Genomic DNA, 18,146 nt, shown 5'->3' with positions numbered 1-18,146 from the left:
AAATGGCTTGTTAGAAGTGCTTCAATATTGAATCATAGTCCTCGTCTCGCTCGGGATGGACGACGAGCTCGATCGTCCCCTCTTTCGGAAGATGGGTGATGAAATCTGCGAAATCAGAAAACCAGTCGAGACTGACGACATAGTCAGTCGTGGTGAGGTGCGTCTCAGCAAACGGTCTCTGTGTTCTCCTCGAGAAGAAATGAAGAATCTTCCCCGTGAGAGATCCGTGCAGTCCTGGCAGGAGTCCCTCTCTCCCAAAACGAATGAAAGGAATATGATATTCCTCGGCGAGGCGTGCACACGCTCTGAAAAATGAGGGGAAATAATGGAGATGCTCATGCGAGTCGAGTCCGTCTGGCACACGTCCGAAGAGTTCCTGGAAATGATCGATCTGGGTACGCCATGCCTCCTCTGCTTTCTTTGCGGTCACGATACCGAGTCCGAGACGAAAGACGAAATTGATTCCGCGTTTGATCACTCCATCATACATCTTCTCACCGCTTTTTAATATATCGATAAGCTCGAGATGGAGATCAATTTTCACGCCCGTCTCAAGGAGTGCCTGTGCCTCCTCGGGTGAGATATAGCGGATCATCACGGCGACACGGTCGAGTTTGCCCGCACGTACGAGACGAAGTATAGGCTCCGCTGTTTGACGGATTCCATAATCATCGGCAGTAATGATGAATCGTTCACGAATTTCTGGGTTCATATTTTTTTTGACTAAAACATCTTGGAACGGACGGGGCGCTTCTTCTTTTTCCCGCCTATCGATTCTTCGAGGGCACGTATCTCATCGCGGAGGATAGCGGCCGTCTCGAAATCGAGTTCTTTCACGGCTGACTGCATTTCTTTTCCTTTCAAACGGATGAGTTTCTCTGGATTCTTGGCAAATATTTCTTCATCGAGGGTGACGTTTGCACGTACGGCTTTGGCATGATCGCTCTCCATCGATTCGGTAATATCGTGAATTTTTTTCTGAATGGTTTGCGGAGTGATACCGTGTTTCGTATTATATTCTATCTGCAATTTCCTACGACGATTGGTCTCGCGGAGAGCATATTCCATCGATCCCGTCATACGATCAGCATAGAGGACGACTCGTCCGTTCACATTGCGAGCAGCCCTCCCGATGATCTGGATGAGCGATGTCTCGGAGCGGAGGAATCCTTCTTTATCAGCATCGAGAATACCGATGAATGTAACTTCGGGAAGATCGAGACCTTCGCGGAGCAGGTTCACTCCGACGAGACAGTCGAAATCACCCTTACGAAAAGACGTGAGGATTTTGATACGATCGATCGTTTTGATATCACTGTGGAGGTATTCTGCTTTCACGCCACGTTCTTTCAGATAGGTACTCAGGTCTTCGGCCATTTTCTTCGTCAGTGTCGTCGCGATGACACGTCCACCCTTTTTTATTTCTTCTTCAGTCTGTCTGATAAAATCTCCGATCTGTCCTGGATACCCTCCTGCATCCGAAACGGAAGCATTGCGGACAGGCTCGTCTTTCTCTCGTACAGGAAGCACCGTCGTCTCAGGATCGATCAGTCCAGTCGGTCGGATAACCTGCTCCACTATCTGGCTACTCACCTCTCGTTCATAGTCTGCTGGTGTCGCCGAAGTGAATACAATCTGTCCTACTCGTTCGAGGAATTCTTCAGAACGGAGTGGTCTGTTGTCGAGAGCACTCGGGAGACGGAAACCGTATTCGACGAGCGTCTTCTTGCGAGACTGGTCACCGGCATACATACCACGCAGTTGAGGTATGGTCACGTGTGACTCATCGATGATCGTGAGGAAGTCTGGTGTTCCATCCTCATGGTGTGGGAAATATGAGAGCAGTGTTTCTGGCGGATCACCTGGTTTTTTTCCAGAGAGATGACGGGAATAGTTCTCGACACCATTGCAATAGCCGATCTCCTGCATCATCGCGAGATCATAGTTCGTCCGACGTTTCAGACGCTCCACCTCGAGTGGTTTGCCTTCAGCTTCCAGTACTTTCAATTGTTTCGTAAGTTCCTGACGGATCGAGACGATCGCTTTTTCTTTCTGTTTTGGATCAGTGATGAAATGTTTTGCAGGAAAAAGAAAAATATTTTCTGGTGTATCGAGGATTTTTTGGGAGACAGGATCGATCTTGGTGATATGTACGAGTTTCCCACTCTCTATCTCGAGCAAATAGGTGAATGTATCCGAGATTGGCATGATCTCGACTCGATTGCCGATACTACGGAATTGTCCCGGGCCAAGATCAGCATTGGTGCGTTCGAAGAAGATAGAGACGAGCTTGTGAAGGAGCTCTGTCCGCACCATCCGCATACCGATTTCGAGATGCATATTTTCTTTCTTGTATTCTTCTGGACTCCCTAATCCATAGATACAGGAAACGGAAGCGACAATGATCACGTCACGACGGGTGAGGAGCGACTGCGTGGTAGCGTGACGGAGACGGTCAATCTCTGCGTTGATCTGTGCGTCTTTCTCGATGTACGTATCAGAGGCTGGCATATATGCTTCTGGCTGATAGTAGTCGTAGTATGAGACGAAATAGTGCACGGCATGATCGGGAAAAAATTCCTGATACTCCTGTGCGAGTTGAGCGGCGAGTGTCTTGTTGTGAGCGATGACGAGGGTCGGTTGGTCATTCTGAGCAATGATATTGGCCGCAGTAAAAGTCTTGCCTGATCCTGTGACACCGAGGAGTGTCTGGAACCGCATTTTTTTCTTCAATCCACGCATCAAAGAAGCGATGGCCTCTGGCTGATCCCCTGCTGGTTTGTATTTGCTTCGTAATGTGAATACGGACATACTATTTTTTTCTCTTCAAAAAATTCAAAAAATCAACAGAATGACTCTGACAATGGCGAAGAAATTTCTTTCCCCTTCTCTGATGAAAGAATAAAAAGACGAAAAATGCAATAATGGCCAATGTAACTATAATATCTACTCCGAGTTTCATTTTGTTGGTCTGATGCCAGAGAAAATGGAGACTCGCGAAACCTGCGTACCCGATATACAGATAAAGAAGATCTTTGAAAAAGTTCCCGGCGTAGGTCGCAGCGAGAAACACTCTGGTATCCATCTTGATAATTCCACACGCAAGAGAAACTGGTGTCGTCGGGAACGGTGGGAAGAGACGGATAAGAAACAAAACACCTCCATCCTTCCAGTGATGTCCTGTAAAACGTTTTCCGATATTCTCGATATCATGATGATTGATACCGAAATATTTTGTTAGTGGCTTCACGAGAATATTTTCAAGTTTGTCACCGATGAAATAGTAGATCCAGGCACCACTCGCCTTTCCTATGTTGCCGATAGCGGCCAGAAGAAAAAGGTACGAGAACGGATTGCCCTCAATCATCGCCAGCGTCCCAGCCGTTCCCATCACGAGAGCAGAAGGGATAGGACTAATGACTTCTTCTAAAAAAGATCCTACAAACACAAACACCGGCAGAGGCACTGTCGTCGAAAAATGAGTAATAAATTGTTCGATAGCATGAAAGAAATGCATAGTAATCTTCAAAAAAGAGCTTCTTTAGTATAGCCTAAAAAAAAGAGTCCTGCTACACAGCAGAACTTTTTTTGCCAGTGAAGACTTCACTGAGCGATTCAACCGCTCAGTACATTCTTCGTATTTCTTGGAATGAAGATTCCTGCTTAGTCGACGAATGTCAAAGCATTGCCTTTCTTGGATCCACGACCGGTACGACCGATGCGGTGGATATAGTCTTCGTAATTTTCCGGGAGTTCGTAGTTGATGACGTGTGAAACATCCGGGATGTCGAGTCCACGAGCAGCTACATCGGTTGCGACGAGGATGATGATTTCATCCTGTTTGAAACGACGGAGGGCACGCTGGCGTTGAGACTGTGATTTATCACCATGAATAGAATCAGATTTGAAACCACGTTCTTCGAGACGCATCGCGAGTTTCTCTACACCGTGTTTTGTTCGTCCGAAAATGAGGACTTTCGTAAACTCTGGTTTGAGGAGGAGGTTATGGAGTACCTCGAGCTTGTCTTCTTTCGGCAAGACTCGTACGACATCCTGATCGACATTTTCTGAAGTCGCTCGGGATTTGATCGTGATGGTCACAGCGTTGTTCGAAAACTTCTTGGTCAATTCTGCAATTTCTCTCGGCATCGTAGCAGAGAAGAAAAGAGACTGACGAGGGGTTTTGAGCAGTGCGATGAGATATTTGATATCGTTGATAAATCCCATATCAAGCATACGATCTACTTCGTCGAGCACCACATTGTTGAAATCTGTGAGATGGAGTTTGCCACGTTCGACGAGGTCTTTCAATCGTCCCGGTGTTCCGATAACAAAGCTCGGATTGCGGGAGAGACTACGAATCTGATCTCCCATGTGTGATCCACCGATACAAAGTGCAGAACGGAGTCCTGATCCATCAGCAAATTTACGGAGTTCGTCTTCGATCTGAAGTGCGAGTTCGCGAGTTGGGATAATGATCAATACTTTTTCTGTCGGGTGCTTGAATGTCTTGTGAATGAGTGGCAAAAGGAAAGCTGCTGTTTTCCCGGTACCAGTGTTCGCTACGCCGATCACATCTTTGCCTTCCAAAATATGAGGAATAGCCCCGTCCTGAATAGGTGTCGGATGAACATATCCTGCTTTGGCGACATTGGCCTTCAATTTGCTGTGCATTTCAAAATCAGCGAACTTGTGTGTCGGATTGAAAGCTTCTACTTCTGTTGTTTGCACTGCTTTTTTCACAAATTGTGTGAAATCGAGCTCACGCTCTGCGGGACGTTTGCGTCGTCCTCTCATATTTGGTCGGCCAGCACGGTTTGCGGACACGCTTCTTTGAGGAGATCGTCCCCTCGAGTTTCTACTAAACATATTCGATATATAGAGGGTTTTTTACTTTTATGTACAGTTCGAGGCGCAAGTGAGGAACAGAACAAGCTGTATGTCGCATACAGCGGTGAGTACCGGAACTTGTAACAAAGAAATGTGCTAAAAGGAAAGACCCCTTAGTGATTAAGTCTTATCTCTTCCCTTCAGATTAGAGGATATGACTCAATCAAAGGAATGTAGAACCATCTAAAAGGCTCTAGAGTAAGAACTTCATTAAAGCAGGAAAAAGCAGTCCTGTCAAGCCTGAGTAACTGAATTCTATTCTGAAGTGCAACTCTTTCAAAACCCAAAAGCAATCTTTTGTCTCTGCTCCAGCCTCACCGGCCTTCTTTGCTTATGAAAAATATTCCCTCATTCTACGGCATCCATAGGAAATTTTTCGATCAAAGAAGGCCGTCTCAAACAAGTGGAGCAACCAACAAAAAATTCTTTTGGGTATTGAAAGAGAGGAGAAGAGACCTCACATTCTCATAAAACAGCCCAACTTGTGAGGAGAATTGTCAAAAGAATTTTTCATCATCCTTTCCACACTGACTGAGCAAGAGCTCTCAGATCGAAAAAAGAAGTTGTGATTGTGTAGATTGGAGACTGCTTTTTTCGTAATACTGAGAGCTCTTGTGAGAGGTGGAACGATGATGAAAAATTGGCTTTTGATAATTCTCTAAAAAGATAAATCAAAAACTATAGATTTCTCATATGTTTCACAACAATCGCATTTCTTGTCGAAGTTTCTTATAGTCTGGAAAGGTGAGCGCTACGAGTGCCCAGAATTTCGGTGAATGATTCATTTCTCGCAAATGACAGAGTTCGTGCACAATCACATAGTCACAGAGGTGCGGAGGGAGGAGAAGCAAACGGTAGTTGAATGAGAGGTTGCCATGACGTGAGCAGCTCCCCCAGCGCGTACTTTGATTGCGTATACTCACACGATTCCAATGTACATCGTACGCATTCTGGAAATATATGAGACGAGCTTCAATAAGTTTTCTTGCCTCTTTCTGAGACGCCTTGTATTCTTCTACACTCCCTCGATGGATGAGGTGCTGTGGTGCCGAGAGGAATGCTCGTACTTTCTCACAAATCCATTCTTGCTTACTCTGGAGAAAACGTCGCCCCTGCTCATACGAAATGAAAAATGGAAGAGTAAGTGTTATTCTTCCATCCTTCTGGATGACCAGTCGCAGAGCACGAGCCCGTATATTTTTCTTGACCACACAGACAATGTTGCCATTTTCATCAGACACAGTCATCTCTCTCATACAAACTTCCAGAATCGTATTATTGGTATTCGCTCAAAATATCTCGCGCTTTTTCGATATCGCTGTTTGACAATCCGCTGTGATGATTCCTTTTCATATAGTCCAGTGAGTCATTCGCTTCTTTTGTGCTGATATTCTTGCCACCATAGTGTCCATCGGAATCGAGGTTTGGACGGATCCCCTCGAGAATTCGCTTCGCATCAGAATGACTCATTTCTTGTTTCAATCTCGTTTCGAGAAATTTGAATTCCGTTTCAGTGATGCGCCCTCTACTATTGCGATCATATTTGTGTGCCAAAGAAACGCTTCCTTTCGCACTCGGTGTCGTAGGAACGGCTGGTTTCTTCGATGAGAAAAAAAGTCCCATAGGTGTATATTATTTACCATGTTTTTTACAAGTAACCTTTCTGGGAGCCATTCATTCACCCAGCGGTGAATTTCTCTTATGGATTTTTTTCGATCCGTCGAAGACGACGGCACCGTGCTCGAAAAAACTCCAACTCTCCCAGAAAGATTCTTGTAAAAAACGACAGTCTTTTTTAATTAGCATATTATACCTCTATTATATCACAAAAAATCTACTCTTTTCTCACAATGATCATACTCTTTTCGATTTTTGGTATAGGCAGATGATTCCCCGTAGGATAATCTCTGATCGCTTCAAACAAGACATCTTCCCTATATCGATATCCCTTGCCATTCCGAGTGCCTGAATCATTGGTGATGAATTCCTGCTTTTCGGCATCATATCCGATGATAACCAACATATGTGTCGTCGGTCCTGGTTGTGTGTAATTCGGATTATGAAGTTTCCTCCCATCCGCTGGTACGATGACGAGCACTCCAGAAGAAAGTGCTTCCCGTATATCGAGAAGTGTGATATTTGTCTGCACAGTCGATGTCGTGACACTATAATATTCTCTGAGAAGTTTTTCCGTATCTTCTGTAGATGTGTCGATTGATTGTCCTATTGTCTTTTTCTGAAATTTCGAGAGAGCGATGATTTCTTTCTTGGCGATTTCTTTCGTCAACGGTTTTCCTGTGAGCCAATACTCTGCCATCACGAGAGCTGCCTCCTCGCAACCGTTCTGAAACACTGGATCATCCCATTCTCCGAATGGTGCCTGTGTCGTAAAAGGAACGTTCTCGAGGAAACTACTTTCTCTCACTTTTTTTGGTTCTCTTTCGACAGACCTGTTTTCATCAGACTCTTTCTTTTCATCTGAAGTAACAATTGGTCTGTTCTTTTCTTCTTCTACCTTCTCTCCCTGAGGGATATCCTGAACCGAAGTGACATTCGATTGTCTCACAACAGAAACAACAAAAAATCCTATCGCCATTCCGAGCGTACAAAACATCAAAAGAATAAAGAGGAATTTCTGTTTCATACCTCCACTCTAGCACATCTCTTATTCTCCGCGGACGAACACCTCCGAAATTGTTGTTCTGAAAAGCTTGGCGATATCTTCCATTTCATCAGAAGAAAATGGGTGGTAGTTCTTGAAATCAGGATGAAGTGTGATGCCGTTACGAAATGTCTGGAGATAGAGGCGATTGGCTCCCTCGAGCGTTTCACTCATCGCTTGCAGAATTTCTGGTGTGTGAATTTCTCTGATGAGTGTAGAACGAAATTCATAGTCGACATTCCCATCCTTGAGCATATCGATACTCTCCTGCAATTTCTCTCTGTCGGCCCACTTCCCGACGAGCTTCTGATATTCTGGGAGACTCGTCTTGAAATCCATCGCGATATAGTCTACCAATTTTTTCTCGATAAGTGAACGGAGTACTTCTGGACGATTGCCATTGGAATCGAGCTTCACGGCAAATCCGAGCGCTCGCACTTTCATAATAAATGCTTCGAGATCAGGCATAATCGTCGGCTCGCCACCCGTAATCACTACTCCCTGAAGCATCCCTTGTCGTTCCTTCAGAAAATTGAATACTACTTCTTCGGGAATGAAATTCTTGGAAATCTTCGCCAGTTCTTCCGGCAGAACAAATTCCGGATTGTGACAAAAACCACAACGATAATTGCACCCACCGGTAAAGATGATGCACGCTATTTTCCCAGGAAAGTCCAAGAGAGTGAATTTTTGAATACCACTGATGATCATAGAAAAGAATTTCTAATCAATACTTCATTTTTCAATAAAAGAATAAAAAATCGAGACAAAAAAAGTGGAACAGAGACTTTTTTCACAAGAATCTTTCTGGGAGGCTTGAAATTTTTTTCAGCATGGTTCCGACGCTTCGTCGGATGAAAAAAAGTTCACGCAAAGAGTTTGCCCGCTGGGGCAAATGAATGGCTACCCAGAGAGGTTGCTTGTGATGAAAAGTTTTCACGAGCAATAAAATTGATAAATTATTCTTACTAGCATGCTACGAGTTGATACTTTTCGCAGAACTCGTTATTCGAAGCGACGGTTTCTTGGAAGTGCTTGCGGGAATAATGCTCGGCCTTTTTACCAATATTGAAATGGGAGACCGGGCGATGATATCCCATCACGCGTGTCCACACTTCGCAATGTGTTCTCTTGGCTTCGAGCGCTTCCACGTCGACTGCTTTTTGTTCTGACATATGTTTGTGGTTAATTCACTTATTTATTATTTTTATTTTACTTGTTCCAATTCTTCATACTTCTTCCGTGTCTCAGTGTCGAACCGTATGCCATTTTCGATACCGAGTTCTTTATCACACTTCGGACAATAATCATATTCCCCTTCGAGATAGCCGTGCTTCGGACAGATCGAGAAGGTTGGTGTGATCGTGATGTATGGGAGACGGAAATTGGAAAGAATACTGCGAACAAGGTTGCGACAGGCTTCACCCGAGCTCACTTTCTCATTCATATAACAATGGAGTACGGTACCTCCAGTATATTTCGTTTGCAGATCATCTTGGAGCTTCAATACTTCAAACACATCATCCGTAAATCCAACCGGTAGTTGTGAAGAATTTGTATAGTATGGGGCTTCTTCTGTGCCAGCTTGGAGAATATCCGGGAAACGTTTCTTGTCTTCTTTGGCGAATCGATAGGTCGTACCTTCGGCTGGTGTTGCTTCGAGGTTGAAGAAGTTTCCTGTTTCTTCTTGATAATCTTTGATACGTTCTCGCATAAAATCGAGAATCTCGAGAGCAAATTTGTGTCCTTCGGGTGTCGTGATATTCTCCTTGCCATCCGTGAAGTTACGGATAGCCTCATTGATACCGTTCACACCAATAGTTGAAAAATGATTTTTCAAATATCCGAGGTAACGTTTCGTATAAGGGAACAATCCTGCGTCAATCCATTTTTGTACTTCTTTACGTTTCATTTCGAGTGATGTCTTGGCAAGGTCCATCAGATATTCGATACGTTTGAAAAACTTTTCTTTGTCTCCCTTCGAAAGATATCCGATACGAGCCGCATTGATCGTCACCACACCGATAGAACCTGTCATCTCGGCAGAACCAAAGAGTCCACCTCCACGCTTCCGAAGTTCTCTCAAATCGAGCTGGAGACGACAACACATCGAACGTACATCACTCGGATTGAGATCGGAGTTCACGAAGTTCTGGAAATATGGAGTACCGTATTTAGCAGTCATTTCAAACAGTGGCAAATTCTTCGGATCATCCCATTTGAAATCTTTGGTCACATTGTAGGTCGGAATAGGAAAAGTAAATGTCCGTCCCTTGGAATCACCATGAGACATCACTTCGATGAAAGCGCGATTTACGATATCCATTTCATTCTGCAACTCACCAAACGTGTATTCAAATTCTTTGCCTCCGAGAAACAGTCGTTTCTCTTTCATATCTGTCGGACAATCCCAATCAAGAGTGATGTTCGTGAATGGCGTCTGTGTTCCCCAACGTGATGGAATGTTTAGATTGAATACAAATGACTGAATATTTTGGTGAACATATTCATACGTCTCGTCTGCTATATATTTTTCTTCTGCCTCCTTCGAAGCAAATTTCATTCCATATTTCTTCACATCAGCACGGAGCTCCATCTCATATTTCTTTACGAATGGTGCCATATAGGTATCGAAACTCGAGAATGCCTGAGCACCTGCCCACTCGTTCTGGAGCGTTCCGAGGAAGTTGACCATTTGCGAGACTGCAGAATTGAGATGTTTCGGAGGCGCAGATTCTACTTTGTTCGGCACGCCATTGAAACCTTCTTCGAGGAGGACGCGAAGACTCCATCCAGCACAATACCCAGAAAACATATCGAGATCATGGATGTGATAGTCACCATTGCGATGTGCGTCACCAATAGCTTTGGGATAAATGTGCGAAAGCCAGTAATTGGCTATGACACTGCCAGCGGTATTTAATATGAGACCTCCGAGAGAATAGCCTTGATTGGAATTTGCATTCACACGCCAATCAAGCTTCTCGAGATATTCCGTCACGACTTTTTCTACTTGGATAACGACATTCTTCTCTTCACGTACTTCACGACGTTTTTCACGATAGAGAATGTAGGCTTTTGCAATATCAGCATAGTCATGTTCGATGAGTATTTCTTCTACGCTGTCTTGAGCATCTTCCACGGTCGGGATTCCATCCTCGAATTTCTTCTCGAGATTTTTGTACACTTCTTTTGCAAGCACAGATACCTTCACTTCACCCTTCTTTCCCACTGCTTCAGCAGACTTCTCGATCGCGCGCTCGATCTTGGTCAGATCAAAATCTACAATACCTCCGTTTCGTTTCTGCACTTTGTAAATCGGCATAGATGCTCTGTTTATGTTGGATTATGTCTCACAAAAATACTTTCTTGAAAGAAAAAACGACTTCTTATGAAGCGTCTTTCATTTTCAAAAAAAACTTCTTTCTCCCAATAGAAATGTACCGTATTTCTATTATAGCACACTACATATAGTATGTTTTCACTTTCTGAGAAAGAATACACTCATATATCACTCTTTCTTTTCCACTCAATAATACTCCTTTTCTTCAATCCTGTACAACCCCCTTTTGAGACGGCTCAACAAAGGCTTTTTGAGGGTTATTCAAATTATGAACCTTCATAATTTTATACAAAAAACAGTCTCACTTTTGAGACTGCTTTTCTCTTCACAACATATTTTCTTTACATTCCAGCACTCAATTTCGCAAACTCGAAGAATCCGAAAGTAAACACCATTACCATAATAAATGGAGCAACCAAAGAAATATAGTTTCGTTTGTTTGGCTGAAAGAATCGAAGCAAAAGTGAGTTCCCTACCACCGAAATCGAACTCATCGCCATCGCCAGTCCAGCAAGCTCTGGTTTGAGTATGAGACCAAAATCAATAAATACTCTCGCAGCAATCGGAATACCAATCACATTGTAAAACAGTGCAAAAAACATATTTTGTTTGATTTTCCACATCGTTTCTCGGGAAAGCTGAAACGACGTAACGACATCGCAGAGATCACTCTTCATAATGACGATATCTCCTGCCTCCATCGCCACATCAGTGCCTGATCCCATGGCAATCCCCACATTGGCCTGTGCGAGAGCTGGAGCATCATTGATACCGTCGCCAACCATAGCGACTTTTTTCCCGGCATCCTGCATTTTTTTCACTTCATTTACTTTTTCTTCTGGAAGTACTTCTGCTAAAATATTTGTAATACCCACCTGCTCGGCGATAGCTTCTGCTGTTCTCCTGTTATCCCCTGTAATCATCCATACTTCGATACCCATTTTTTGTAATTTTTCGACCGCTTCTCGCGAAGTTTCTTTCACTGTATCGGCCACTGCAATAATTCCGATAAGAGCCTCTTCGGTCGCCACGATCATAACTGTCTTGCCCTGCTCTTCGAGACGTGTCATCTTTTGTTCGATTTTCTCTACATCCAAATGAAGCATTTCAATCATCATTTTACGAGTCCCAATAGAATATGTCACACCACCCATCTCACCCTGTACACCTCGACCGGTAACAGAATTGAAGTTATGGACAATTTCCAGATTGATGTTTTCTTTCTTGGCATACTGACAGATAGCTTCAGCCAACGGATGTTCTGAAAGTTTTTCTAAACTTGCGGCAATGGTTAAGATAGCATTTTTGTCTTGTGATCCGAACACTACAATGTCCGTCACTTCGGGTTTTCCCTTGGTCAGTGTTCCCGTCTTATCAAATATGACAGCAGAGATATTACTTGCTGCTTCGAGAGCTTCCCCGCCCTTTACGAGGATGCCATACTCTGCGCCTTTACCTGTTCCGACCATGAGTGACGTCGGTGTTGCGAGTCCGAGCGCACATGGACAAGCGATGACAATGACTGATGTAAACGCCATAAGCGCGAATGAGAGTGTCGATCCAAGCGCGAAATACCACACAAGAAATGTAAGGAGAGCTATTCCGATCACCGCCGGTACAAACCAGGCAGAAATCTTATCCGCAAAACCTTGAATGGGTGCTTTCGACCCTTGGGCTTCTTCGATAAGACGAATGATTTGAGCAAGGATTGTCTCGCTTCCAATTTTCATCGCTTCAAACTCGAAACTTCCTGTCTTATTGATCGTTCCTCCTGTTACCATGTCGCCTTCATTTTTTTCTACAGGAAGACTCTCTCCGGTAATCATCGATTCATCGACTGCCGACGAACCTTTTACAATTTTTCCATCGACAGGAACTTTTTCCCCGGGACGAACAATGACAATATCGCCGTGAATAACATCATCAATAGCAATATCGAGTGTTGCTCCACTACGGATCACTCGAGCTGTCTTAGCCTGGAGTCCCATCAATTTCTTGATAGCATCCGACGTCTTGCCTTTGGTACGAATCTCGAGCCATTTCCCAAGAAGAACAAATGTGATGAGGTACGCAGCGGTCTCGAAGTATAAATCAGGAATCTTCATTTCCGAAACACCCAGAAGAGATCTGTTCGCGAACGCATACGTCGTGAAATTATACAGACTATAGAAAAATGCTGTTGACGTACCGATAGCGATGAGACTATCCATATTAAACGTCTTCATCCGAAGCGATGCCCACATCCCTCGGTAGAATCCTGCCCCAATAATGAACTGTATTGGAATGGTGAGGAGGAGTGAGAAAACACCGATATACGGCGCAAATGCTTTCTCTCCAGGAAGCCAATCGACAAAGTCAAACAACATGAAGTACAGCATCGGAAAACTCAGGATGGCAGCAAAGAGAAATTTATTCCAATACACCGAAGTTTCTTTCTCACGTTTCCGTGTTTCATATTCCGTGTCCTTCGCATCGACTTCTTGGGCTGTATATCCAATACCGACCACCGTATCAATCAGTGTCTGAATATTGACTATCGATTCATCAAAATCAATCAGGGTTTTTTCTGCTGAAAAATTCACCGTCGCACTTTTCACGCCTGCCACTTTTTGCAATGATCGTTCGATGAGATTTGCACATGAAGCACAGTGCATACCAGAAAGAGAGAGACTGATTCTCTTCTCTTCAACTTTTTTTATTGTATTCATAAGATATGAGGATTATTCGATGACATTGATCACCCCACGATACATCCCCATCGAACAACTAAACGGTAGCGCGCCCGTCTCTCCTGGTATAAACTCGAGTACATTCTCTCCTGGTTTGAGAGTTTTTCTGATACCCGCTTTCGGCATCGTGAAACTCGTAGCACAGGTATATGAATCCTCTGAGTCAATGATGAGCTTGACTGGTTGTCCTTTCTTCACCGTGAGCTGTCTCGGAGTATATCCATTCGCATCTTGGACAATACGAATGACCTGAGGTTCTTCGTTTGCTCCTCGATCATTCTGTTCAATATTCATACCTCTTGTCTCTGATCCGAGTCTCACAAGCGCAGAACCATTCTGAAAGTTGAAGATGCCGAGTGCAATCACAATAATACCTGCCGACTTGAAAAAAAATTGCCGAAATGTCCCCTGTGCGCTGGCGGTGATACCTCCGATACCAAGCAGTCCTGGCGCTGTCCCGAGAGCAAATGCCCCGAGCGTCACCGCACCCACGAAAAAACTTCCTTGTGCCACGACGAAGAGCTGAACAAGCTGAGTGAAGCCACACGGCAAAAAAAACGTCATCATACCGAGGAGCATTGCGCGTCCATGACTGTACTCCTTTTTTGTCTGTGATTGTATTCCAAGTATTCGAGCAATACTCTTCGGGAGTTGCAATTTCCACATCGAAAGACGAGGAAAGAGTTCGAGTAACTGAAGCCCAACAAGAAGCATCACTCCTCCGATAAGTATTGTCATCACTCCTACTGAAAGCGATGAGAGTTGGAATGTCGCGCCAAGAGATCCGAGCAATCCACCGAGGATGGCAAAGCCTCCAATGCGTCCAATGTTGAAATACACGTTTGGCATGAATTTCTGTCGTATGCTCGCCTCTGGATGACGCTCGCTGAAACGAGCTGACATTGCAAGGACGAGACCACCGACCATCGCCATACACGTCGAGAGTCCAGCGACCACACCAAGAAGCAGTACAAATGAGAGATTAGTGAGTTTCTCAGATGCTCCGAGAGAAATATTGAAGAGTCCCAATGATTGAGCAATCACGAACAGCACAAAGACGATTCCGAGCGCGAAAAGAGTTTCCACCCAGGCAGACACATCATTATTGATCCAGTTTTTCTTTCCTTTGCCTACTGCGTACCCGGATTTCTGTATCGCACGAGCAATACTCGTATCGCTCGGCCGCGCGCCATCATACCAGAGTTCCGCTTTTCCTGTACGGAAATTTGTTTTCACTTTGGTCACACCAGACACACTACCGAGCTCATCTTCTGTGATAAGCTCGCACGAACGACAGGTCATTCCTGTAATATCGACAATTATTTTATTCATAAATTTTGTATTTTATACTCTTGGATATATTATCTGCGAAAGAAAAACAAAAACCATCTCTCTCTAAAGAAATGGTACTCTGACGTCCCCAAAAGAGCAACCGAAAAATCGGGCCTGGTAGAAACGTCAAAAACAAATTTATTCCCGTTTGAAAACAGAAGAAAGGATATCGGGTGACGGCGGCGAAATACCAAAGGCATCGTCGCTCACGAGTATCCCATCCGAAGACGACCCTCGAAAGAGAGTGAGCGGGGTAAGAGAAGAAACTTGCAGAATGTGATCAACAACAGATTTCTTGGTAGTGGTTATCTGAAGGACCGTTGTAACACAATCGACAATACACACATCGATAGCAGATGATGTCTCAGATTGTGCGGCCACAGCATCATGTGCCATAACGAGCAGATGATTCATCTCCTTGTTCATCTCAGAAGTGTTCGCTTCTGCCATCATCGGGTTCATACAGAAACCACCCGCAGACGATACAAGCATCACTATCAAACTAAATACGATTGTTTTTTGGAAGTATTTCATAGTATCAGTATAGACCATTTTCGAACACAGAACAATATCTTTTCAGGGTAATAAAAAGCCTTCAATGCGGGAGAGCGGCTGAGTCCCTTGAAAAAGATTAACGGAAAAAATTACATTTTTCCCCGGAAGTCCAGGTGGGTCTCAATTTTTCGCAGTCCTTTCTGAAGGCTTTTCACTCCCAGTATAGCACATTTCTTTTTTTCTTTTTTATGACAACACGAGATACTGGAACAGACTACCAAAAAGCAATCTTTTGTTTCTGCTCCAGCCTCGAAAGCCTTCTTTCTTTGCTAAAAATATTCCCTCACTCTACGGCATCCATAGGAAATTTTTAGAAGAAAGAAAGCCGTCTCAAACAAGTGGAGCAACCAACAAAATATTCTTTTTGGCACTCTGTTTACCCTTCTACACTCTTTACATATACAGACGAACGAAGAAGAGGGCTCCAGAAAAAACAGAGATGCCCCAGGCATAGAGGAAGATACTCGTCAGACGATGATGATGGACGAAGAAATTCTCACCCTTGGCATAGTGTCGCTCGGCGATGACAAAGAAGATGACCAGCGCGACAAACATGACGAGCGAAAATGTTCCATGAAAAATAACAAGCGCCGTCTCCCCTGGCCTCTCTACAACGTCCGGCTTCTCATTCACATGCTCGAGAGACCTCATGACCATATATGAAATATTGAAGATGACTTCGTATGCCAACACGCCAAAACCGAGCTTTTTGTTAAACTTCACTTTTTCCACTGCTTGCCAAATAACATAGAACACGACGCCAGTCACACAAAATTCTGCTCCGAGAGCAAAAATACTAAACAATGGTGCAGTCATAATCGTTCTTCAAAAGAAATTAACAGCACTCTCATTATACACCATTGTAGAATTCATCGGGTCGGAGTGAGAACAAAACTCTGGATTCCTGCCTACGCGAGAATGACAAAGGAGAAGTTGAAATGACAGAGGAAAAATAAAGAAAAGTAGGAATAACAAGAAGGAAAAAGATGAAAATGAAAAACAAAAAACACCCTTCGACAAGCTCAGGGTGTTTCTTGAAAGCGACAACTAGATGCGAGATACGCCTGTAGCTGCTGGGCCTTTTTCACCATTGACAACTTCGAAAGAGACAGTGTCGCCTACTTTCAATTCGTCGTAAGTGACTCCTACGAGTTCCTTAGAGTGGAAGAAAAGATCCTTTGCTTCGCCATCGCGAGAAATGAATCCGAATCCTCGGTCTGTAAGGGTTTTGATAGTTCCTTGCATACGATTTTTTTACGGTTGCTTATATACTGCGAAAACTCGACTCCGTTTTTTGCTGTGCCTTTATTACACGTTTGTATTATAGCGCACTCTCTCGTTTTTGTCAATCAGAAAATCCTCTTTATCCCTTTTATAAAGCTTTTTATCGTATCAAAAATACTCATTTTCGATTCTTTATGCCTTACGATCAAAAAGAATGTACCAAGCACAGAATACAGAAAGCGCACCAGCGAAAAATGGACCCTGAATACCAACAACTCCTGAGCCGAATCCTGCGAGAAGAGGGATAATGCCCTGCGAGAGTGCCATGAGCGATCCGTTGATGCCAAGCGCTGCCCCCTGCTTGGTCTCGGAGACGCCCTTACTAATAAGCGATGCCATGTTGGCCATCGAGAGTCCATTCGAGACAGCGACGACAGGCATCAACACATAAAGAAGTAGAGTACTCGGAACGATTGCGTAGAGTGCGAGACCCGACATAAGAAACAGAAGTGAGTAGCGAAGTATCGTTCTCTCATCATACTTCTTGGTCAAGATACGAAGAATGAATCCTTGAGTGAAAACAATCCATATTCCCAACACACCAAAGAAGGTGCCGATGTTGGATTCAGTAAAATGAAATCGTGAGACGAGAAGAATACTAATAAACGAAGTGAAGAAAGTAAACCCAGACACATAGAGGAAGTTGGCGATATAAAGAGGTTTCTCATTCTTATCACGAAGAGCGGATTGGATATTATGTATTCCTTTGAGGAGAGTAAAATGTTTTTTCTCACTCCTGTGCATATTCGTCTCTGGCAAGAAAAGAGAGATAGACATCACATTCAACACGCCAAGCATACCTGCCAACCAAAACGGTGCTGCAGGGCTCCCAGTGGTAGAGGCGATGAATCCTCCAAGCATCGGACCAATGATGAATCCTAGACCAAATGCTGCTCCAATCAGTCCGAAGTTCTTCGCACGGTCTTTCGGTGCGGTCACATCGGCAATGCTTGCTTGAGCGATACTGAAGTTCGCACCAGCAATACCAGCAATTGCACGGCTGAGAATGATAAGCGGAAGAGAAACAATCTCGATACCAAATCCAAAAAGAATCTGAGAGAGCGCAAGAATACCAACTCCGATAGTGAGAAGTCGCTTCCTCCCGAACACATCAGAGAGTTCTCCTAAAAGTGGCGCGGTGATAAATTGCATCAGTCCAAAAAGTGCCGTCACAGCACCAGCGAACACATACTGCTCCCCTGTCGAATAATGAACCAGAAGAAAATGTGGCGATGATGGATCAGTGAAAATAATCGGTATGATAGGAATAATCATTCCAATGCCGATCATATCGATCAAAAGTGTAAAAAACAAAACTGGCAAATAACTTTTTTGCATAGTGCTCAAATAT

The 18,146-nt window shown here is 44.0% G+C and carries 16 protein-coding genes; all 16 read right to left on the bottom strand.

The window, feature by feature from the left end; translation table 11 throughout:
* Positions 1-10 precede the first annotated feature (10 nt).
* Positions 11-712, bottom strand: a complete 702-nt coding sequence (locus PHH40_00385; protein ID MDD2766204.1) for a ChbG/HpnK family deacetylase — start codon at positions 710-712, stop codon at positions 11-13.
* An 11-nt stretch (positions 713-723) separates the two neighbouring features.
* Positions 724-2,811, bottom strand: coding sequence for an excinuclease ABC subunit UvrB (gene uvrB / locus PHH40_00380; protein MDD2766203.1), 2,088 nt, complete (start codon positions 2,809-2,811; stop codon positions 724-726).
* A gap of 1 nt (position 2,812) precedes the next feature.
* Positions 2,813-3,517: a VTT domain-containing protein gene (locus PHH40_00375; protein ID MDD2766202.1), complete on the bottom strand. Its 705-nt coding sequence runs from the start codon at positions 3,515-3,517 to the stop codon at positions 2,813-2,815.
* A gap of 146 nt (positions 3,518-3,663) precedes the next feature.
* Positions 3,664-4,797: a DEAD/DEAH box helicase gene (locus tag PHH40_00370; protein MDD2766201.1), complete on the bottom strand. Its 1,134-nt coding sequence runs from the start codon at positions 4,795-4,797 to the stop codon at positions 3,664-3,666.
* Positions 4,798-5,588: 791 nt separating this feature from the next.
* Positions 5,589-6,146, bottom strand: a complete 558-nt coding sequence (locus PHH40_00365) for a SprT family zinc-dependent metalloprotease (GenBank protein ID MDD2766200.1) — start codon at positions 6,144-6,146, stop codon at positions 5,589-5,591.
* Positions 6,147-6,165: 19 nt separating this feature from the next.
* Positions 6,166-6,513 (bottom strand): hypothetical protein, encoded by a 348-nt coding sequence (locus PHH40_00360; GenBank protein MDD2766199.1) that lies wholly within the window; start codon positions 6,511-6,513, stop codon positions 6,166-6,168.
* A 211-nt stretch (positions 6,514-6,724) separates the two neighbouring features.
* Complete coding sequence (locus tag PHH40_00355) at positions 6,725-7,534, bottom strand: C39 family peptidase (protein MDD2766198.1); 810 nt, start codon at positions 7,532-7,534, stop codon at positions 6,725-6,727.
* A gap of 21 nt (positions 7,535-7,555) precedes the next feature.
* The gene (locus PHH40_00350; GenBank protein MDD2766197.1) at positions 7,556-8,263 is read right to left on the bottom strand and encodes an anaerobic ribonucleoside-triphosphate reductase activating protein; all 708 of its coding nucleotides are present in this window, start codon (positions 8,261-8,263) and stop codon (positions 7,556-7,558) included.
* A 257-nt stretch (positions 8,264-8,520) separates the two neighbouring features.
* The gene (locus tag PHH40_00345) at positions 8,521-8,727 is read right to left on the bottom strand and encodes an anaerobic ribonucleoside-triphosphate reductase (GenBank protein ID MDD2766196.1); all 207 of its coding nucleotides are present in this window, start codon (positions 8,725-8,727) and stop codon (positions 8,521-8,523) included.
* Positions 8,728-8,759: 32 nt separating this feature from the next.
* Positions 8,760-10,877 (bottom strand): ribonucleoside triphosphate reductase, encoded by a 2,118-nt coding sequence (locus tag PHH40_00340; GenBank protein ID MDD2766195.1) that lies wholly within the window; start codon positions 10,875-10,877, stop codon positions 8,760-8,762.
* 359 nt (positions 10,878-11,236) lie between these two features.
* Positions 11,237-13,603: a heavy metal translocating P-type ATPase gene (locus PHH40_00335; protein ID MDD2766194.1), complete on the bottom strand. Its 2,367-nt coding sequence runs from the start codon at positions 13,601-13,603 to the stop codon at positions 11,237-11,239.
* 12 nt (positions 13,604-13,615) lie between these two features.
* Complete coding sequence (locus PHH40_00330) at positions 13,616-14,956, bottom strand: sulfite exporter TauE/SafE family protein (GenBank protein ID MDD2766193.1); 1,341 nt, start codon at positions 14,954-14,956, stop codon at positions 13,616-13,618.
* Positions 14,957-15,094: 138 nt separating this feature from the next.
* Complete coding sequence (locus PHH40_00325; GenBank protein MDD2766192.1) at positions 15,095-15,490, bottom strand: hypothetical protein; 396 nt, start codon at positions 15,488-15,490, stop codon at positions 15,095-15,097.
* A 414-nt stretch (positions 15,491-15,904) separates the two neighbouring features.
* The gene (locus PHH40_00320) at positions 15,905-16,327 is read right to left on the bottom strand and encodes a hypothetical protein (GenBank protein ID MDD2766191.1); all 423 of its coding nucleotides are present in this window, start codon (positions 16,325-16,327) and stop codon (positions 15,905-15,907) included.
* A 231-nt stretch (positions 16,328-16,558) separates the two neighbouring features.
* Complete coding sequence (locus PHH40_00315) at positions 16,559-16,756, bottom strand: cold shock domain-containing protein (GenBank protein MDD2766190.1); 198 nt, start codon at positions 16,754-16,756, stop codon at positions 16,559-16,561.
* 171 nt (positions 16,757-16,927) lie between these two features.
* Positions 16,928-18,133, bottom strand: coding sequence for an MFS transporter (locus tag PHH40_00310; GenBank protein MDD2766189.1), 1,206 nt, complete (start codon positions 18,131-18,133; stop codon positions 16,928-16,930).
* Positions 18,134-18,146 lie beyond the last annotated feature (13 nt).

The sequence above is a fragment of the Candidatus Moraniibacteriota bacterium genome, assembly GCA_028688415.1.
In the GTDB taxonomy this organism is placed as follows: Bacteria; Patescibacteriota; Minisyncoccia; order Moranbacterales; family UBA1568; genus UBA1568.
The sequence above is the reverse complement of the archived record's forward strand: the minus strand, read 5'-3'. Positions and strand labels throughout refer to the sequence as shown.

Coding starts and splice junctions, on each gene's coding strand:
- PHH40_00385 (MDD2766204.1), bottom strand. CDS start 712: ATGAACCCAGAAATTCGTGAACGATTCATCATTACTGCCGATGATTAT.
- uvrB (MDD2766203.1), bottom strand. CDS start 2,811: ATGTCCGTATTCACATTACGAAGCAAATACAAACCAGCAGGGGATCAG.
- PHH40_00375 (MDD2766202.1), bottom strand. CDS start 3,517: ATGCATTTCTTTCATGCTATCGAACAATTTATTACTCATTTTTCGACG.
- PHH40_00370 (MDD2766201.1), bottom strand. CDS start 4,797: ATGAGAGGACGACGCAAACGTCCCGCAGAGCGTGAGCTCGATTTCACA.
- PHH40_00365 (MDD2766200.1), bottom strand. CDS start 6,146: ATGAGAGAGATGACTGTGTCTGATGAAAATGGCAACATTGTCTGTGTG.
- PHH40_00360 (MDD2766199.1), bottom strand. CDS start 6,513: ATGGGACTTTTTTTCTCATCGAAGAAACCAGCCGTTCCTACGACACCG.
- PHH40_00355 (MDD2766198.1), bottom strand. CDS start 7,534: ATGAAACAGAAATTCCTCTTTATTCTTTTGATGTTTTGTACGCTCGGA.
- PHH40_00350 (MDD2766197.1), bottom strand. CDS start 8,263: ATGATCATCAGTGGTATTCAAAAATTCACTCTCTTGGACTTTCCTGGG.
- PHH40_00345 (MDD2766196.1), bottom strand. CDS start 8,727: ATGTCAGAACAAAAAGCAGTCGACGTGGAAGCGCTCGAAGCCAAGAGA.
- PHH40_00340 (MDD2766195.1), bottom strand. CDS start 10,877: ATGCCGATTTACAAAGTGCAGAAACGAAACGGAGGTATTGTAGATTTT.
- PHH40_00335 (MDD2766194.1), bottom strand. CDS start 13,603: ATGAATACAATAAAAAAAGTTGAAGAGAAGAGAATCAGTCTCTCTCTT.
- PHH40_00330 (MDD2766193.1), bottom strand. CDS start 14,956: ATGAATAAAATAATTGTCGATATTACAGGAATGACCTGTCGTTCGTGC.
- PHH40_00325 (MDD2766192.1), bottom strand. CDS start 15,490: ATGAAATACTTCCAAAAAACAATCGTATTTAGTTTGATAGTGATGCTT.
- PHH40_00320 (MDD2766191.1), bottom strand. CDS start 16,327: ATGACTGCACCATTGTTTAGTATTTTTGCTCTCGGAGCAGAATTTTGT.
- PHH40_00315 (MDD2766190.1), bottom strand. CDS start 16,756: ATGCAAGGAACTATCAAAACCCTTACAGACCGAGGATTCGGATTCATT.
- PHH40_00310 (MDD2766189.1), bottom strand. CDS start 18,133: ATGCAAAAAAGTTATTTGCCAGTTTTGTTTTTTACACTTTTGATCGAT.